The sequence below is a fragment of the Rhizobium sp. CF122 genome (assembly GCF_000282035.1).
Lineage (GTDB): Bacteria > Pseudomonadota > Alphaproteobacteria > Rhizobiales > Rhizobiaceae > Rhizobium.
Genome location: NZ_AKKA01000009.1, coordinates 104,531 through 120,100, shown reverse-complemented (window position 1 = coordinate 120,100; position 15,570 = coordinate 104,531). Strand labels below are relative to the sequence as shown.

The window sequence follows — 15,570 nt, the reverse complement described above, 5'->3', positions numbered from 1 at the left end:
GGAAACTCCAACCTTAGAGACCGGTCATCTTGAGGACGGCTTCAGGCAGCCGCTCGCCGACGACTTCAATCTTGGACAGCGCGGCCTCGATTTCATGGAGATCGGTCGCATCGAGTTCGAGTTCGACTGCGCCAAGGTTTTCCTCAAGCCGATGCTGTTTCGTCGTCCCCGGGATGGGGACGATCCAGGACTTCTGAGCAAGCAGCCAAGCCAGTGCGATCTGGGCTGGCGTTCCATTCTTCCTGTCCGCAATTGCCTTGAGCAGGTCTACGAGAGCGAGGTTCGCCTTGCGAGCCTCCGGCGTGAAGCGCGGCACGAGGTTGCGGAAGTCGCTGGCATCGAACTTGGTGTTCTCGTCGATCTTGCCGGTCAGGAAACCAGCGCCCAGCGGGCTGAACGGCACGAAGCCTATTCCAAGTTCTTCGAGTGTCGGAAGCAACTCTGCTTCGGGGCCTCGCCAGAACAAGGAATACTCGCTCTGGACTGCCGTCACCGGATGAACAGCGTGTGCGCGGCGAATGGTGTTGACGCCTGCCTCGGAGAGGCCGAAGTGCTTCACCTTGCCGACGGTGACGAGGTCCTTGATCGCTCCAGCGACGTCCTCGATCGGGACGGCCGGGTCAACGCGATGCTGGTAGAAGAGGTCGATCCGGTCTGTCTTGAGCCTTTTGAGGCTTGCCTCGGCGACGGCCCTGATGTGCTCGGGACGACTGTTTGTACCCCCGCTACGCTCGCCTGTTTCCATGTTGATATCGAAACCGAATTTCGTCGCCACGACGACCTGTTCCCGGATCGGCGCGATCGCTTCTCCGACCAGCTCTTCGTTGACGAACGGTCCATAGGCTTCGGCGGTATCGAAAAGGGTGACGCCTCGTTCGTGGGAGAAACGGATCAACTTGATCATCTCGGCCTTGTCAGCGGGCGGACCGTAAGCCGAACTCATGCTCATGCAGCCGAGCCCGAGGGCGGAAACTTCGAGGTCTCCAATCTTCCTGATCTTCATGTTCATCTCCTATGGTTGCTTGCCGACACGGGCGGCCAGATGTGCGGGAAATTCATTCGCTTATCTCCTTGAGTTATGCCGCGCTCTCGGCGGCCAAGGATTCAGCTTCGTGGGCGTCAGACTGTTGACGAGATGCGGCCGGCACGATGGTGGTCACAGCCACGACCAGCGCGAATATCAGCATCACCGTACCGGCGTCGAACGCATGAGAAGCCCGGTATGCGGTTAGTTCGGTACCTGTCAGGCCGACCGACCCCACCGCGGCAATCGCGATCAGAACGCTCAGGCCGACCGAGCTTCCCATTTGGTGAGCGACGTTGACAGCGCCGGACGCAGCACCTGCATCTTCGGTGGAAACCCTGGCGACGCCCGACGATGTCAACGGGCTGAGAGTGAGGCCCTGGCTCACGCCGATCAGCACCATTGGCAACGCCACTGTCGTCCAGTAGTTCGATCCGACGCCCGCACGGCTGAGCCATGCCATCGCGACGATCCCGATGACCATTCCGACAAGGAGGATCGCATTGCGGCCGAAGCGGCGTATGAGGCGAGGCACGACGATGGCAAAGGGAACGTGAAGCATCGTCGCCGGCACGAAGGCGAGGCCGGTGAGCGCAGGGCGGAAGCCCGCGACTTCCTGAAGGTATAGCGTCGTGAAGAAGAAAAAACCGACCATCGCTCCGAGGTAAAGGACACGCGCCGCGTAAGCTCCCGAGCGCTCCGCGTCGGCAAACAGGCGGAGCGGCAGGATCGGCTGCGCGGCGTGGTTTTCGATGCGGACGAAGAGCGTCAGCAATACGGTAGCTGCGATAATCAAAGCGAACGTTACCAGGTCCCAACCATGCTGGGCCGACCGTATGAAACCGTAGACCAGTCCGCTCATGCCGAGCGTCGACGCTATGGCACCAGGGGCGTCCAGTTTGCCGGGACGTTGCTCTGTCTCAGTGATGTAGGTGCGCGAAGCGAAGATCATTGCGATCCCGATCGGCAGGTTGATCAAAAAGCCCACGCGCCAGGACAGCCAATCGGCCAGCAGGCCGCCCGCAATGAGGCCGACCGTTGCGGAAACTCCTGCGGCCGCGCTGTAATAGGATACCGCGCGTGTCCGTTCCTCGCCATCCTCGAAGTTCGTTTGCAGCAGCGCAAGTGTGGAGGGAGCGACGATTGAAGAGCCTAGTCCCTGGATCGCACGCCAGGACAACATCCATGGGGACGACTGCGAGGCACCGATGGCAACCGAGGCGACCGTAAAGATCGCCATCCCGACAATGAACATGCGGCGTCGGCCAAGAATATCGCCAGCTCGTGCCCCAAGGAGGAGGAAGCCACCGAACGCCAGGGTATAGGCGCTCTGCACCCACGCGAGGCTTGCATCCGAGAAACCGAGTTCGTGATGAATTTTGGGCAGGCCCGTGAGCACCACGGAGAGATCCAGGACAATCATCACGTAGCTAATCAATATGATCGCGAGAATGGCGGATTTATTTGGATTGGAGGCGGCTGGTCGAACGTCTGGCATGGCTGTTTCCATCTGGCGATTTGCAGAGCCGTCCTCCCAGCGAGGCTGCGCTGATGATGGAAACTTAGCCCTTGTCGATCCTTCCGATTAGATGCAGTAATCGGGATGAAGCTATAAGGACCGCTAATGAATGCCGCAGGAAAACTTCAACGACCTCGTTGCCTTCGTCACCGTCGCCCGTGAGGAAAGCTTTACGAAAGCCGCTGTCAAACTCGGCGTTTCCCAGTCAGCATTGAGCCAAACCATCCGCGGACTGGAGGAGAGGCTGGGCATCAGACTTTTGACAAGAACCACGCGGCGTGTGTCGCCCACAGAGGCAGGGCAGCGTCTTCTGGAGACAGCAGGCCCACGTTTCGAGGAAATTCAGGCTGAGATCGCGGCATTGGGCGAAATGCGCGATAGGCCGACGGGCACCATCCGTATCACCACCGGCGAGCATGCAGCGATCTCGGTTCTTGCGCCCGCACTGGAGAAAATCCTGCCTGATAACCCCGATGTTACGGTCGAAATCATCGTCGACTACGGCCTCACTGACATCGTCGCAGAACGTTTCGACGCGGGCGTTCGCTTGGGAGAGCAGGTCGCCAAGGATATGATCGCCGTCCGCATCAGCCCGGAAATGCGAATGGCGGTCGTCGGGGCCCCTTCTTACTTCCGGGAGCACCTCTGGCCGGAAACGCCTCAGGACCTGACGGAACACAACTGCATCAACATGCGGCTCCCGACACATGGCAACATATTCGCATGGGAGTTCGAAAAGGACGGGCGCGAACTCCGGGTGCGGGTGGAGGGGCAGCTGGTATTCAACAATCTCGCGATGCGGCGGGACGCGGCACTGCGCGGCCTCGGCCTTACGTACATTCCTGAAGACCAGGTCGTGGACCATCTCGAAAAGGGCGAGTTGATCAGGGTGCTAGAGGACTGGTGTCCGCCGTTTCCAGGATACCACCTGTACTATCCGAACCGACGCCATGCCTCTCCCGCTTTCGCATTGGTGGTGGACGCGCTTCGTTTCAAAGACTGAGCCGGGCGAACCACATTCATGAATTCCAGACATGGCCACAAGCACTATTCGATACCTAAACGAATGCCTGGTGTTCCACTAGAATGCCTTCATTGAATTGAGGCGGTACCCTGATGCTGCGCCGCCGACGCGGAAGGATAGAGCATGGTTCAAGACGCCGACGTGATTATTTTGGGTGCCGGAGCGGCAGGGGTCGCAGCCGCTCGAAGACTTTCAGGGGCTGGTCTGTCGGTCACTATCCTGGAGGCTCTGCCTCGAAGCGGAGGACGGGCTTACACAAGTTTGGCCGCAGGGCTACGGCTTGATCTTGGATGCGGATGGCTCCATTCGGCGGATCGAAACCCGTGGACCGAGATCGCGGTGGAGGCAGGACTATCTGTTGATCGGAGCCCTCCCGCTTGGGGAACTCAGTTTCGCAACCTCGGCTTCTCTCCACCTGAGCAACAGGCCGCGCGGGGTGCCTACACGGCTTGGTACCAACGCATTTCCGAGCGCTCGCCCGAAAGTGACTCTGCTTCAGACGCTTTGGAAGACGGCGAATGGACCGGCTATATTGAGGCTCTGAGCGGCTTCACGAGCGGCGACGGGTTGGAACGTATTTCCGTCCGCGACTACCTCTCCTACGATGAAGCGTCCAGCCACATCGACTACCGGATCCGCGAAGGGTATGGCACCCTGGTCAGTTCTGCTATTCCCGCTAAGGCCGAACTCTTTCTCGCGACACCCGTGGAGGCGGTTTCGGTTGCCGATCGCAAAGTCGGTTTGACAACGGCATTCGGGACCATCAATGCGGAACGGGTCGTGGTGACTTGTTCGACAAACATTCTCGCGGGCGACACCATCAGGTGGCCCTCGGGCCTCGATCCGTGGCGGAACGCTGCGGCGTCCCTTCCGCTCGGCTACAACGAAAAACTGTTTCTCGAAGTCTCAGGCAGCAGCCCATTCGAGGCAGAAACGCTCGTGCTAGGTGATCCGCGAGACGCAAGGACCGGAGCCTACTACATCCGACCTTTCGGCTGGCCTGTTATCGAATGCTTCCTCGGCGGAGCCTCTGCCAAGGAGGCGGTGGATGCTGGGCCAGACATTGCGTTTGCTGGTGCGATCGGCGAACTCGCGCATCTCTTTGGTTTTGAAGTAAGGAATAACCTTCGCCCGCTTGTGTGTTCGAACTGGACATCCACTCCATCGGTCGGCGGTGCCTACAGCCACGCGCTCCCTGGTCAGAGCGATGCTCGTCGCCAGTTAGCCCGTTCATTCGATGGACGGATTTTCTTCGCAGGCGAGGCCACCGATCCGAGGGACTTTTCTACGGCGCATGGAGCGTTTCAAAGCGGCTTGAGAGCTGCAGACGAAGTACTTTCAAGCGTTCACGCATGACATCCGCCTCGAAAATCGCGAGTTTCAGATCACATTCCGATAAACGATTTTTGATTAATAAGCCTTGCTAATGGCTTCATGCGATTTTCGCCACCTAATCAGCCCATGGTTGCTGGCGTACCCTTCCCACATAGCGCCATGGGGATGGATATCGTGAAAACACGTCTTACTAAGCTCGCTCTACTTCTGCTGCTGTCGTTGCAAGTCGGCATGACCGGAGCATTGAGCCAGACAGCGGATCAGGCTGGTCCTCTTATCATACACAGACAGGGCAGCTTTGCGGTAGGCGGCAAGGTAGCGGCTATGCCCGGAACCTACAACAACAACGCGCCGACCGCGGAAGGCCAGAGCCTGCACGGGGATCACCTCTACGCTTTCTACCAGATACCGGAGAACGCGAGGCCGATGCCGATCGTCATGCTGCACGGTGCCTACCAATCAGCGCGAAGCTGGGAGACGACGCCGGACGGCCGCGAGGGCTTTCAAAACATATTCCTGCGCCGCGGCTTTCCCGTATATCTCGTCGATCAGCCCCGGCGTGGTCGGGCTGGCAACAGCACCGTCGCGACGACCATCGAGCCGACGCCTTACGACCAGCTCTTTTTCGATCAGTTCCGGCTGGGCAAATGGCCGAACTTCTTCGAGGGCGTTCAGTTCGACCGGAACCCGGCGGCTCTCGACCAATTCTTCCGACTCGTCACGCCGAATACCGGGCCCTACGACGCAGGAGTGATTTCGGATGCAATGGCGGCACTCTTCGACAAGATCGGACCCGGCATCCTCATCACGCATTCGCAAGGCGGCGGACCCGGCTGGCTGACGGCGATCAAGACCCAAAACGTCAAAGGTATCGTCGCTTTCGAGCCAGGCAGCGGTTTCATATTCCCGGAGGGCGAGGTGCCTGCGCCGATGCCAAGTGCAGCGGGCACGTTGTCGCCAGAGACGGTGTCTGTCGCGGACTTCGAGAAGCTGACCCGCTTGCCGATCATCATCTACTACGGGGACAACTTCCCGACAGAGCCCACAACGGAGCGCGGTCGGGACAACTGGCGGGTCCGACTCGCGATGGCCAAACTCTGGGTCGCTGCCGTCAACAAGCTCGGGGGAGACGCCAAGCTCGTCCATCTCCCCGAAATCGGCATCCGCGGGAACACGCACTTCATGTTTTCCGATCTGAACAACGTCGAAATCGCCGACCAGGTGTCGGCATTCCTCAAGGAAAAGAAGCTCGACTGAACGTTGCCGCTTGACCGCGACCCGACATCTCAATCCCGGAGACCCAACATGAGGCATCTACTCGTCAACGCGTGCCTGACGTTAGCCATTGTCGTGACGGCACTCCCGGGCGTGGTTTGCGCCCAATCCCCAACCGAAAAAGAGGACGAGACCATGCCGACAAGAGCACAACAACTGATGGGTGCGACCGCGCCCAAGCTGGCGGAACTAACGGACAACGTCCTGTACGGCGACATATGGGAGCGGCCTGAACTTTCGAAGCGGGACCGCAGCCTCATAACCGTCGCGGCGCTGGTAGCGATGAACCGCCCGGATCAGCTTAGGTCCCACCTTGCGATCGCACGCACGAACGGCGTCACCGAACAGGAGTTGACCGAGGCGATCACCCATCTCGCGTTCTATGCCGGCTGGCCGAACGCAGTCTCGGCGGTTGCCGTCGCAAAAGAAGTCTTCGCGGCCGATTAACCGTCGCTCTAACCAGCAAGGGCTCCTCACTCGTGCGCAAATTCATCCTTCGTCTTCCGCTTCTCGCCTCGGTGGTGGGTGCGATCGTTCTTGCCGGCTGGCAGGTCGATGCCGAACCAAATCGAGCGACGATGCCGGACATCGACAGTCTCGTGCACTATACGACCGTGACCCGGGGCGAAGTCACCGAGCACATCATGACAACACGGGAGGCAATCGAAGCCGTGAAGAACGGACAGGCCATACCCGACGGCACTCATTTCGTGTTGGTCGACTACCGCGACGGGGACATCTACCGCTATTTCGTCATGGAGAAGCGTTCCGGCTGGGGTAACGACTACGGCGAAGAGCGCAGAACTGGCGATTGGCAGTTCCAATGGTTCAAGCCCGACGGGACCATTAACATGGCCGAGAACACGGCGCGCTGCCAGCGATGCCATAGCTCCAGGTCTGACAGGGACTTCCTGTACACCTTCAATGACATCCGCAGATTCGAGTTCGAATGAATCTGATGTTCCGTTTCCGCCTGCTCCTCGATTTTGTTGCGTTGTCGCTGATTATCGCGTGCCTGGCCTACTGGTGGCTGGAGAACTTCGCGCACGAGGTATTCGGCATGGTGCTATTCACGCTCGTGATCGGCCATAACGTCTTCAACCGGCTCTGGTACGGGCGCGTCGCTAGAGGGAAGTACGATGGCGTGCGGTGGCTCAACATCATCACGATCGCGGTTCTCAAGCTGGTGATGACGATCATGCTGGTTACAAGCGTGCTGATCTCCCGTGACTTGTTCACCTTCCTGGCGCTTGATGGAGCCTTCGCCATGCGTGAGGTGCATATGTTCGCGGCATACTGGCTGTTGTTCATTGTCTCTGTCCACCTTGGGACACGATGGGGCGTAATCATGAACACCTGTCGCGCGGTGTTTGGTATCAGGGATGCCAACCCGGTCTGCACATGGTCGCTCCGCCTTGCGGCTACGGCGGTTTCACTCTGGGGGATCAAAAGCTGGGCTGAGATGACATTCGGATCGAAGCTGGTGCTGACCTACAGCCTTGATATGTGGGACTTCAACGAGTCCACACTGGGTTTCTTCTTGAACTACGGAGCGATCGTCGGTCTGCTTGCCGCAGCGACCCATTACTCGCTTGCGTTCATTCGTGGTGGAGCGAGGCCGACTGTGAAGACGACAATATCCAGCAAATGAGGCTATAGCGCTGCTTATACTTCAGCGAGCCCGGTTCCGTTCTACCTGACGGGCCACCAGGACGCACTAATTTTTCAGTTTGTTTCAATCACCGGCCCTGCAGCTACTAGGCATAACGACGCGCTCACAGGCAGTTGAGCTGCTTCGATGGATGCTTGAGCCGCCTCGGAGAAAACTTGCCCCGAGGCGACATGAGCCGCATAGGTCAAAACGTGCTCGCCTTCCTCGGCGGTTCACTCAATGCCGAATACACCCATAAAATGCCTCATGCGTGCGGTGGCAAGCTTTGGCTTGTCGAGGACGTTTGCCTTGTCGGCAAGCCGGAAAATATCGGCATAGTGATTGATGCCGCGCGCCGATTGCAATCCAGCAGGAAGGCTGAAATGGCTCTGGTGGCCGTTCAACCAGGCGAGGAAGACGACGCCGGCCTTATAGTACTGCGTCGGCGCCTCGAAGATCTTGCGGGAGAGCGGAACGGTCGGCTCGATCACCGAGCGGAAGGTAGCGGCATCACCTGTTGCAAGTGAGGCCAATGCCTTCGACGCTGATGGTGCAACGGCATCGAAGATGCCGAGCAGGGCATGGCTATAGCGGCGGCCATCGCCTTCGATCAGTTCCGCATAGTTGAAGTCGTCGCCGGTGAAGCAAAGGATGCCTTCCGGAAGCCGATTGCGCAGTTGTATTTCCTTGGCGTTATCGAGCAGCGAAATCTTGATCCCCTCGACCTTTTCCTTGTTCTCATTGATGATCCTGAGAACGCACTCGAGCGCCGGTTCAAACTGCGCGCTGCCCCAGTAGCCTGCTAAGTTCGGATCGAACATGTCTCCGAGCCAGTGTAAGACGACCTTGTCTTTGGCCTGGGAGAGAATTCTGCCATAAACCTTGGTGTAGTCGTCAGGAGAGGACGCCACGCGGGCGAGGGCGCGGCTGGCCATCATGATGGCGCGACCGCCATTCTTTTCCACGAATTCGATCTGCGTCTCATACGCCTTGATGACATCGTCGATCGATCGCGCATCGGATGCAGGGAGATGATCGGTGCCGGCGCCGCATGCAAGGTCAGCCCCCGGAACGGTGCGAGCCTCCTCCAACGATCGCCGGATCAGTTCCCGCGCGCCGTCCCAATCAAGGCCCATGCCGCGCTGGGAGGTATCCATCGCTTCGGCGATCTTGAAGCCGAGGCTCCACAGGTGCCGGCGAAAGGCGATTGTTGTGTCCCAGTCAATCGCCGGACGACCCCAGGGGTCGAAGTCCTTTCGCGGGTCGGACACAACGTGAGCGGCCGCATAGGCAATCCGGTTGAACTTGGGCGGTGCGGACGGGCGCTCGATCGGCGTCCCGACAAGACGGTATTCGCTGGCGGAACCGTCGGTGTTCGGCAGATTTAAAGACAAGCTCATTGTGATCCTCCTCGACAGCTAACGACGCAATAATTTGGATCGTTCCAAATTGCAATAGTGTTTTTCTGATTCTTTAGTTTCGGTAGATGGCAAGCGTAATGAGGTTGTTTTTAATATAGAAAATGTAGTAGAATCAAAATGATAATTGCCTTTTCGATTTGATTTTCGCCGTCGTGGCCAGATGAAGATTGCGCTTGACATATTTGGAACGTTCCAATTATGTAGCGTCCAAGTTGGCGAGAGCGCTGGGAGGAATTTCATGACCAAGGGGCGGGTGACCGTCATTGACATCGCCAAGGCCGCCGGCGTCTCCAAGTCGACGGTGTCTCTGGTGCTGCAAGGGTCGCCGCTCGTGAATGAGGGGACGCGATCCAAGGTCAATGCGGCGATGCGTGAGCTTGGCTACGTCTATAACCGTGGGGCAGCGAATCTGCGCCAAGCAAGTGCGAAATCGAAGATCATCGGTGTTGTCGTGAACGACCTCACCAACAGCTTCTTTGCCGAACTTGCGGTTGGCGTCGATATGGTCGTGCAGTCCGCCGGCTTCGTACAGTTCCTCTCCAATACCAGCGAGAGCATCGACCGGCAGCGGGAAGTCGTTGCCTCGATGAGAGAACATGGAATCTCGGGCCTTATCGTCTCTCCGGCGCGCGCTACCGAAGCGGCCGATCTCAAGCCGCTCGTTGCTGCCGATATTCCGGTCGTTGTCGTTGTTCGCAGCCTGCCTGGTGCGAAGGTCTCGTCAATTGTTTCCGATAATCAGGGCGGGACTTCAGCGGCGGTCGAGCACCTGGCATCCCTAGGGCACACGCGAATTGCGTTTCTCGGCGGATTTCCCGATACGGCGGTCTTCGAAGAGCGTCTGGCGGGCTATGCGGGCGGCATGAAGGCGGCGGGCCTCGGCTTTCATGAAGAGCTGGTAGTCTCGTCAGCGCCCTCAAGGGCGGGCGGTGTCGACGCGATCGGACGGGCGATGGCGATGGCCGATCGGCCAACGGCGGCGGTTTGCTTCAATGATGCCGTCGCCTTCGGTGTGTGCGATGGCTTGCGCGCGCGTCACATGGAGCCCGGTCGGGACTTCGCTGTCGTCGGCTTCGACGACGTGATCGAGGCGCAAACGGCAGTCCCGGCTCTCACGACCATTTCCGTTGATCCTCAGAGTATGGGTAGACGCGCAGCGCAGCTTCTCCTCAAGCAGATCAATGCCGGCAAAGCGGAGCCCGAAAGCATCACGACCGCTGTCCGGCTTGTTGTTCGCGAGAGCTGTGGTGCCGCGCAGAAGAAGGCAGGGAGAAAGATGGCATGACAGTTCGTTGGGGGCTGATTGGCGCGAGCACCATCGCGCGCGAATGGGTGATTAGTGCTATCCGTGAGACCGGCGGCGATATCGTCTCCGTCATGAGTTCGAGCGCGGAGCGCGGCCGGTCCTATGCGACGGAAAACGGGATCCCGAGGCATGTCGCAGATGTCGATGCCCTTGTGAACGATCCGGATGTCCATGCGGTCTACATTTCGACGACCAACGAGCTTCATCGTGACCAGGCGATCGCTGCGGCCCGCGCCGGCAAGCATATTCTTTGCGAGAAGCCATTGGCGATGTCCTTGCAAGATGCGCACGCCATGGCGAAGGCGGCGAAGGAGGCCGGCGTCGTGCTCGCCACCAACCACCATCTTCGCAATGCCTCCACTCACATTGCCATGCGAGACGCGATTGCCGCCGGAAAAATCGGCAAGCCACTGGCCGCCCGCGTCTTTCATGCCGTCTACCTGCCGGTCCACCTGCAGGGCTGGCGGCTCGATAAGCCCGAAGCCGGTGCCGGCGTCATTTTGGATATCACGGTCCATGACACCGACACGCTGCGGTTTGTTCTCGGGCGTGATCCGGTGGAGGTGGTCGCGTTTTCGCAGGCGGCGGGCATGGGAAAGCCCGGCGTCGAAGATGGCGTCATGGGCGTGATGCGTTTCGAGGACGGTATCCTCGCGCAGTTTCACGATGCCTTCACCACCAAATACGCAGAGACCGGGTTTGAGGTGCACGGCACCGAAGGTTCGCTCGTCGGCCGCAACGTTATGACGCAGCGTCCGGATGGGACGGTGACGCTGAGGAATGCGGATGGCGAGCAGCAACTGCCGACCAACGCGAGCAATCTCTACGAAACCGCACTGAAAGCCTTCCACGCTGCGGTGGCCGGCAAGGGCCGTCCTTCGGCGACGGCGGAGGATGGCATCTGGTCGGTCGCGACAGGTCTTGCCGTTGTCGAGGCGACCAAAAGCGGGTCTGCCGTGAAAATCGAAACAGGACTTTGAGTCATCCCAATGAGCAAGCACATCACCCCGGCCGAAGCTGCCGCACTGATCCCCGACGGAGCCGTCGTATCTGTGTCGTCATCGAGCGGCCTTGGCTGCCCCGACCTGATGTTGAAGGCGATTGGCGAGCGCTTCGACACCACCGGTCATCCGCGGGATATCACAACGCTGCATCCGATCGCGGCAGGTGACATGAGCGGCATCAAGGGCGTCGACCACATCGCCAAGAAGGGGCTGTTGAAGAAGATCGTCGGCGGTTCCTATCCATCGGGTCCATCCAGCGCGGAGCCACCGCTGATCTGGCAGATGATCACGAACAATGAGATTCCGGCCTACAATATTCCTTCGGGCATCATGTTCGATATTCATCGGGAGGCTGCTGCCAAACGCCCCGGCGTTCTGACAAAGGTTGGTATCGACACGTTCGTCGACCCGAAGAGGCAGGGCTGCGCGATGAACGACCTTGGGGCAGAGGAGCCCGTAGTCAAGCGTGTCTTGTTCGAAGGAGAGGACTGGCTGTTCTTCCCGTCGATCGTGCCGCAGGTCGCCATCATCCGTGCGACAACCGCGGACGAGCGCGGCAACCTTACGTATGAGCACGAAGGCGCCTATCTCGGCGGCTTAGATCAGGCGCTTGCTGCCCGCAACAATGGCGGCATCGTCATCGCCCAGGTCAAGCGGATTACCAAGGAAGGTTCGCTGAAGCCGCATGACGTGCGTGTACCTGGCATGTTGGTCGACTATGTCATCGTCGATCCGGACCAGAAGCAAACCACACAGACGCTCTACGATCCGGCCATCTCAGGCGAAATCTTTCGGCCGCTGGACAGTTTTCGCGTTCCGGAATTCAATATCCAGAAGGTCATCGCGCGCCGCGTTGCGCAGGAGCTGCAGGCGGGCAGCTGCGTCAATCTGGGATTCGGCATTTCTGCCAACGTGCCGCGCATCCTGCTTGAGGAGGGGCTGCACGGCGCAGTCACCTGGGTCATCGAGCAGGGAGCCGTCGGCGGCGTCCCTTTGCTGGACTTCGCGTTTGGCTGCGCATCGAACGCCGATGCCTATATGCCGTCGCCATATCAGTTCACCTACTTTCAGGGCGCTGGTTTCGATGCGTCGCTGCTGTCTTTCCTTGAGATCGACAAGAATGGTTCCGTGAACGTCTCTAAGCTCTCGTTCCGTCCCCACGTGACAGCGGGGGCCGGCGGCTTCGTCGATATCACAGCGCGGGCGAAGAAGATCGTATTCTCCGGCATGTTCAACGCTGGGGCGAAGCTTGCCATCATCGACGGCAAGTTGGTGATCGAGAAGGAAGGCAAGCTGAAGAAGCTCGTCAACGAGGTCGAGCATGTCACCTTCTCTGGTAAGCGGGCGATCGAGCAAGGCCAAGACATCACTTATGTCACCGAGCGGTGCGTGATGAAGTTAATGCCAGAAGGCGTCGTTCTGACGGAGATCGCACCGGGCATCGACCTGCAGAGCCACATCCTCGATCAATCCGAATTCCCGCTGATCGTAGCGAAGGACCTCAAGGTTATGGATGCGAAGCTCTTTGGCGAAGCAAACATAGGCCTGTCTCTGCCGAAGAAGAGCACCGGCGTTCTGGAGGGTGTCTTTAATGGCTAGCGGCACGGTCAGGATCCAGGTCGAGGATCACGTCGCGATCATGACGGTATCGCGGCCGGAGAAGCTGAACGCGCTCGATCTGGACATGCTAAAGGCGCTCGCGGATGCCGCCGACGATGTCGAGGCTAACGCCGACGTGCGAGTGGCAATCCTGACAGGTGAGGGCAAGGGCTTCTCGGCTGGTGGCGATATCAAGGCGTGGGGCGGTATGCAGCCGCAGGAGTTCGGCCATGCCTGGGTGCGTCACGGCCATCGAGTGTTCGAGAGACTTGCGACCCTCAGGGTGCCGCTGATCGCGGCCCTGAATGGCCACGCTCTCGGTGGCGGGCTGGAGCTTGCCGGTGTCGCCGACATTCGTATTGCCGAAGAGCACATCAAGATCGGGCTGCCCGAAACGGGCCTCGGCATGGTCCCCGGCTGGTCCGGCACGCAACGCCTTGTGAAGCGCTTCGGCGCGCAGGTGGTTCGCCGCATGGCGCTGGGTGGTGAGATATTCACCGCCGAGGAAGCCCGTGTGCTCGGGGTTGTGGATGCGGTCACATCGAGCGGCAACGCAGTCAATGCCGCGAAGGAATATGCGCAACGGGTTGCGTCGAGAGGGCCTGCCGCGCTGGAGATCGTGAAGCTGATGATCGCTTCGGCAAATGGCGAGGACAACGGCACTGCCGTCGAAGCGCTGGGTTCGATCCTGGTCGCGAAGACCGCCGATCTCAAGGAGGGCGTCGCGTCTTTCAGCGAAAAGCGCCCGGCCAAATTCAAGGGAGAATGGTAATGACGGTTCTGGTCAATCCAAAGGCGCTTAGCGACCACAAGATCCGCGACTTCAAGATGCTGGTCGATGGCAAGTGGGAAGCGGGGTCCGCCCAGCCGATCGAGCGCGTTGCGCCGAGCCATGGCGTCGTTGTGAGCCGTTTCCCGACTGGCAGCAAAGCGGATGCCGAGCGCGCGATCCTCGCCGCTCGCAAGGCCTTCGATCACGGGCCGTGGCCGCGAATGACCGCTTCCGAGCGGTCTGCCATTTTGCTCAAGGCGGCTGATTTAATCGCTGCTCGTGCAGAAGAGCTCACCTTCCTGGACGCGATCGAGGCCGGCAAGCCGATCTCCCAGGTGCGCGGCGAGATCGCGGGCTCGGTTGACATTTGGCGCTACGCGGCGGCCCTTGCGCGCGATTTGCACGGCGAGAGCTACAACACGCTTGGAGACGGCACGCTTGGCGTTGTCTTGCGCGAAGCGATCGGTGTGGTGTCGATTATCACTCCCTGGAACTTTCCGTTCCTGATCGTCGGCCAGAAGCTTCCCTTTGCCCTAGCAGCCGGATGCACGACCGTCGTCAAGCCGTCGGAGTTGACCTCGGGGTCGACGCTTGTGCTTGGCGAAATCCTCCAGGAAGCGGGCGTTTCGGACGGCGTTGTCAACATTGTCACCGGTACGGGGCCAGAGGTCGGAGCAGTCCTGACGTCCCATCCGGAGGTCGACATGGTGTCTTTCACCGGCTCCACCGGTGTCGGCAAACTCACCATGGCGAATGCCGCGCAGACACTCAAAAAGGTCTCGCTGGAACTGGGCGGCAAGAACCCGCAGATCGTGTTCCCCGATGCGGATCTCGATGCGTTCATCGATGCGGCCGTTTTCGGTGCTTATTTCAATGCCGGTGAGTGCTGCAATGCAGGCTCCCGTCTCATCCTGCACAAGAGCATCGCTTCCGATGTCGTCAGGCGCGTTGCTGACCTCTCGAAGGACGTCAAAGTTGGCGATCCGCTCGATCCAACCACGCAAGTTGGTGCTATCATCACGCCGCAGCATCTGGACAAGATTGCCGGTTACGTGGCCGGCGCAACCAGCAGCGGCGCGCAAGTCGCGCATGGCGGCGAAAAACTTGACCTGGGTATGGGCCAATACATGGCGCCGACCATCCTCGAGGCGGTGACGCCCGGTATGGCGGTTGCGCGCGAGGAGGTCTTCGGTCCTGTCCTGTCCGTTCTCGCGTTCGAAACCACGGCGGAGGCAATCCAGGTCGCCAACGCCATCGACTACGGTCTTTCGGCAGGGGTCTGGAGCCGTGACTTCGATACCTGCCTGACTGTCGGGCGCAAGGTGCGAGCCGGGACGATCTGGATGAACACCTTCATGGACGGGGCTTCCGAGCTGCCGTTTGGAGGATACAAGCAATCGGGGCTCGGTCGTGAACTCGGCCGCCACGCGGTGGAGGATTACACCGAAACCAAGACGCTCAACATGCATATCGGCGGCCGCACTGGCTGGTGGATGCCGCGGTAAGATTACCGAGGGAGCTTAAGTGGGAGAAGGGAGGGAGCAGATGGCTGGATCGACGTTCGCTAGTCGCACGTTCGCTTGTGGCAACTGGCGTGCCTTTCGCTTTCTCATTCCCGCGCTCCAGGACCGGGCCAAATT

At 59.6% G+C, this 15,570-nt stretch carries 14 protein-coding genes; 11 read left to right on the top strand and 3 right to left on the bottom strand.

Annotated features, from left to right (window positions below; genetic code table 11):
• Positions 1–13 precede the first annotated feature (13 nt).
• Positions 14–1,003: an aldo/keto reductase gene (locus PMI09_RS02375; RefSeq protein WP_007788498.1), complete on the bottom strand. Its 990-nt coding sequence runs from the start codon at positions 1,001–1,003 to the stop codon at positions 14–16.
• A 73-nt stretch (positions 1,004–1,076) separates the two neighbouring features.
• The gene (locus PMI09_RS02370) at positions 1,077–2,522 is read right to left on the bottom strand and encodes an MFS transporter (protein WP_007788487.1); all 1,446 of its coding nucleotides are present in this window, start codon (positions 2,520–2,522) and stop codon (positions 1,077–1,079) included.
• 130 nt (positions 2,523–2,652) lie between these two features.
• Between PMI09_RS02370 and PMI09_RS02365 the strand changes: the two genes are divergently transcribed.
• From PMI09_RS02365 to PMI09_RS02340, 6 genes are all read left to right on the top strand, one after another.
• A complete protein-coding gene (locus PMI09_RS02365) occupies positions 2,653–3,546 on the top strand; it encodes a LysR family transcriptional regulator (RefSeq protein WP_007788485.1) in 894 nt (297 codons plus the stop codon).
• A gap of 144 nt (positions 3,547–3,690) precedes the next feature.
• A complete protein-coding gene (locus PMI09_RS02360; RefSeq protein ID WP_007788484.1) occupies positions 3,691–4,923 on the top strand; it encodes a flavin monoamine oxidase family protein in 1,233 nt (410 codons plus the stop codon).
• A 210-nt stretch (positions 4,924–5,133) separates the two neighbouring features.
• On the top strand, positions 5,134–6,159 hold the full coding sequence (locus PMI09_RS02355; RefSeq protein WP_202801591.1) for an alpha/beta hydrolase: 1,026 nt from the start codon (positions 5,134–5,136) through the stop codon (positions 6,157–6,159).
• A gap of 48 nt (positions 6,160–6,207) precedes the next feature.
• The gene (locus PMI09_RS02350; RefSeq protein WP_007788482.1) at positions 6,208–6,624 is read left to right on the top strand and encodes a carboxymuconolactone decarboxylase family protein; all 417 of its coding nucleotides are present in this window, start codon (positions 6,208–6,210) and stop codon (positions 6,622–6,624) included.
• A 32-nt stretch (positions 6,625–6,656) separates the two neighbouring features.
• Positions 6,657–7,130, top strand: a complete 474-nt coding sequence (locus tag PMI09_RS02345) for a cytochrome P460 family protein (RefSeq protein WP_007788481.1) — start codon at positions 6,657–6,659, stop codon at positions 7,128–7,130.
• A complete protein-coding gene (locus tag PMI09_RS02340) occupies positions 7,127–7,828 on the top strand; it encodes a DUF4405 domain-containing protein (RefSeq protein WP_007788480.1) in 702 nt (233 codons plus the stop codon). Before PMI09_RS02345 ends, PMI09_RS02340 begins: the two co-directional genes overlap by 4 nt.
• 233 nt (positions 7,829–8,061) lie before the next feature.
• Here PMI09_RS02340 and PMI09_RS02335 read toward each other — a convergent pair whose 3' ends face one another.
• Positions 8,062–9,228: a dihydrodipicolinate synthase family protein gene (locus tag PMI09_RS02335; RefSeq protein ID WP_007788479.1), complete on the bottom strand. Its 1,167-nt coding sequence runs from the start codon at positions 9,226–9,228 to the stop codon at positions 8,062–8,064.
• A 259-nt stretch (positions 9,229–9,487) separates the two neighbouring features.
• On the opposite strand from PMI09_RS02335, the gene PMI09_RS02330 reads away from it, so the two are divergent.
• From PMI09_RS02330 to PMI09_RS02310, 5 genes are read left to right on the top strand one after another with little or no spacing between them, the layout of a single operon-like run.
• Positions 9,488–10,534, top strand: coding sequence for a LacI family DNA-binding transcriptional regulator (locus PMI09_RS02330; protein ID WP_007788478.1), 1,047 nt, complete (start codon positions 9,488–9,490; stop codon positions 10,532–10,534).
• Positions 10,531–11,535 carry a Gfo/Idh/MocA family protein gene (locus PMI09_RS02325; protein ID WP_007788476.1) on the top strand — a complete coding sequence of 335 codons (1,005 nt, stop codon included), beginning with the start codon at positions 10,531–10,533 and terminating at the stop codon, positions 11,533–11,535. The genes PMI09_RS02330 and PMI09_RS02325 overlap by 4 nt, the downstream gene beginning before the upstream one ends.
• A 9-nt stretch (positions 11,536–11,544) precedes the next feature.
• Positions 11,545–13,158, top strand: coding sequence for an acyl CoA:acetate/3-ketoacid CoA transferase (locus tag PMI09_RS02320; RefSeq protein WP_007788473.1), 1,614 nt, complete (start codon positions 11,545–11,547; stop codon positions 13,156–13,158).
• A complete protein-coding gene (locus PMI09_RS02315; protein WP_007788471.1) occupies positions 13,151–13,930 on the top strand; it encodes an enoyl-CoA hydratase/isomerase family protein in 780 nt (259 codons plus the stop codon). Before PMI09_RS02320 ends, PMI09_RS02315 begins: the two co-directional genes overlap by 8 nt.
• On the top strand, positions 13,924–15,435 hold the full coding sequence (locus PMI09_RS02310; RefSeq protein WP_193385376.1) for an aldehyde dehydrogenase family protein: 1,512 nt from the start codon (positions 13,924–13,926) through the stop codon (positions 15,433–15,435). Before PMI09_RS02315 ends, PMI09_RS02310 begins: the two co-directional genes overlap by 7 nt.
• The last annotated feature ends 135 nt before the right edge of the window (positions 15,436–15,570 follow it).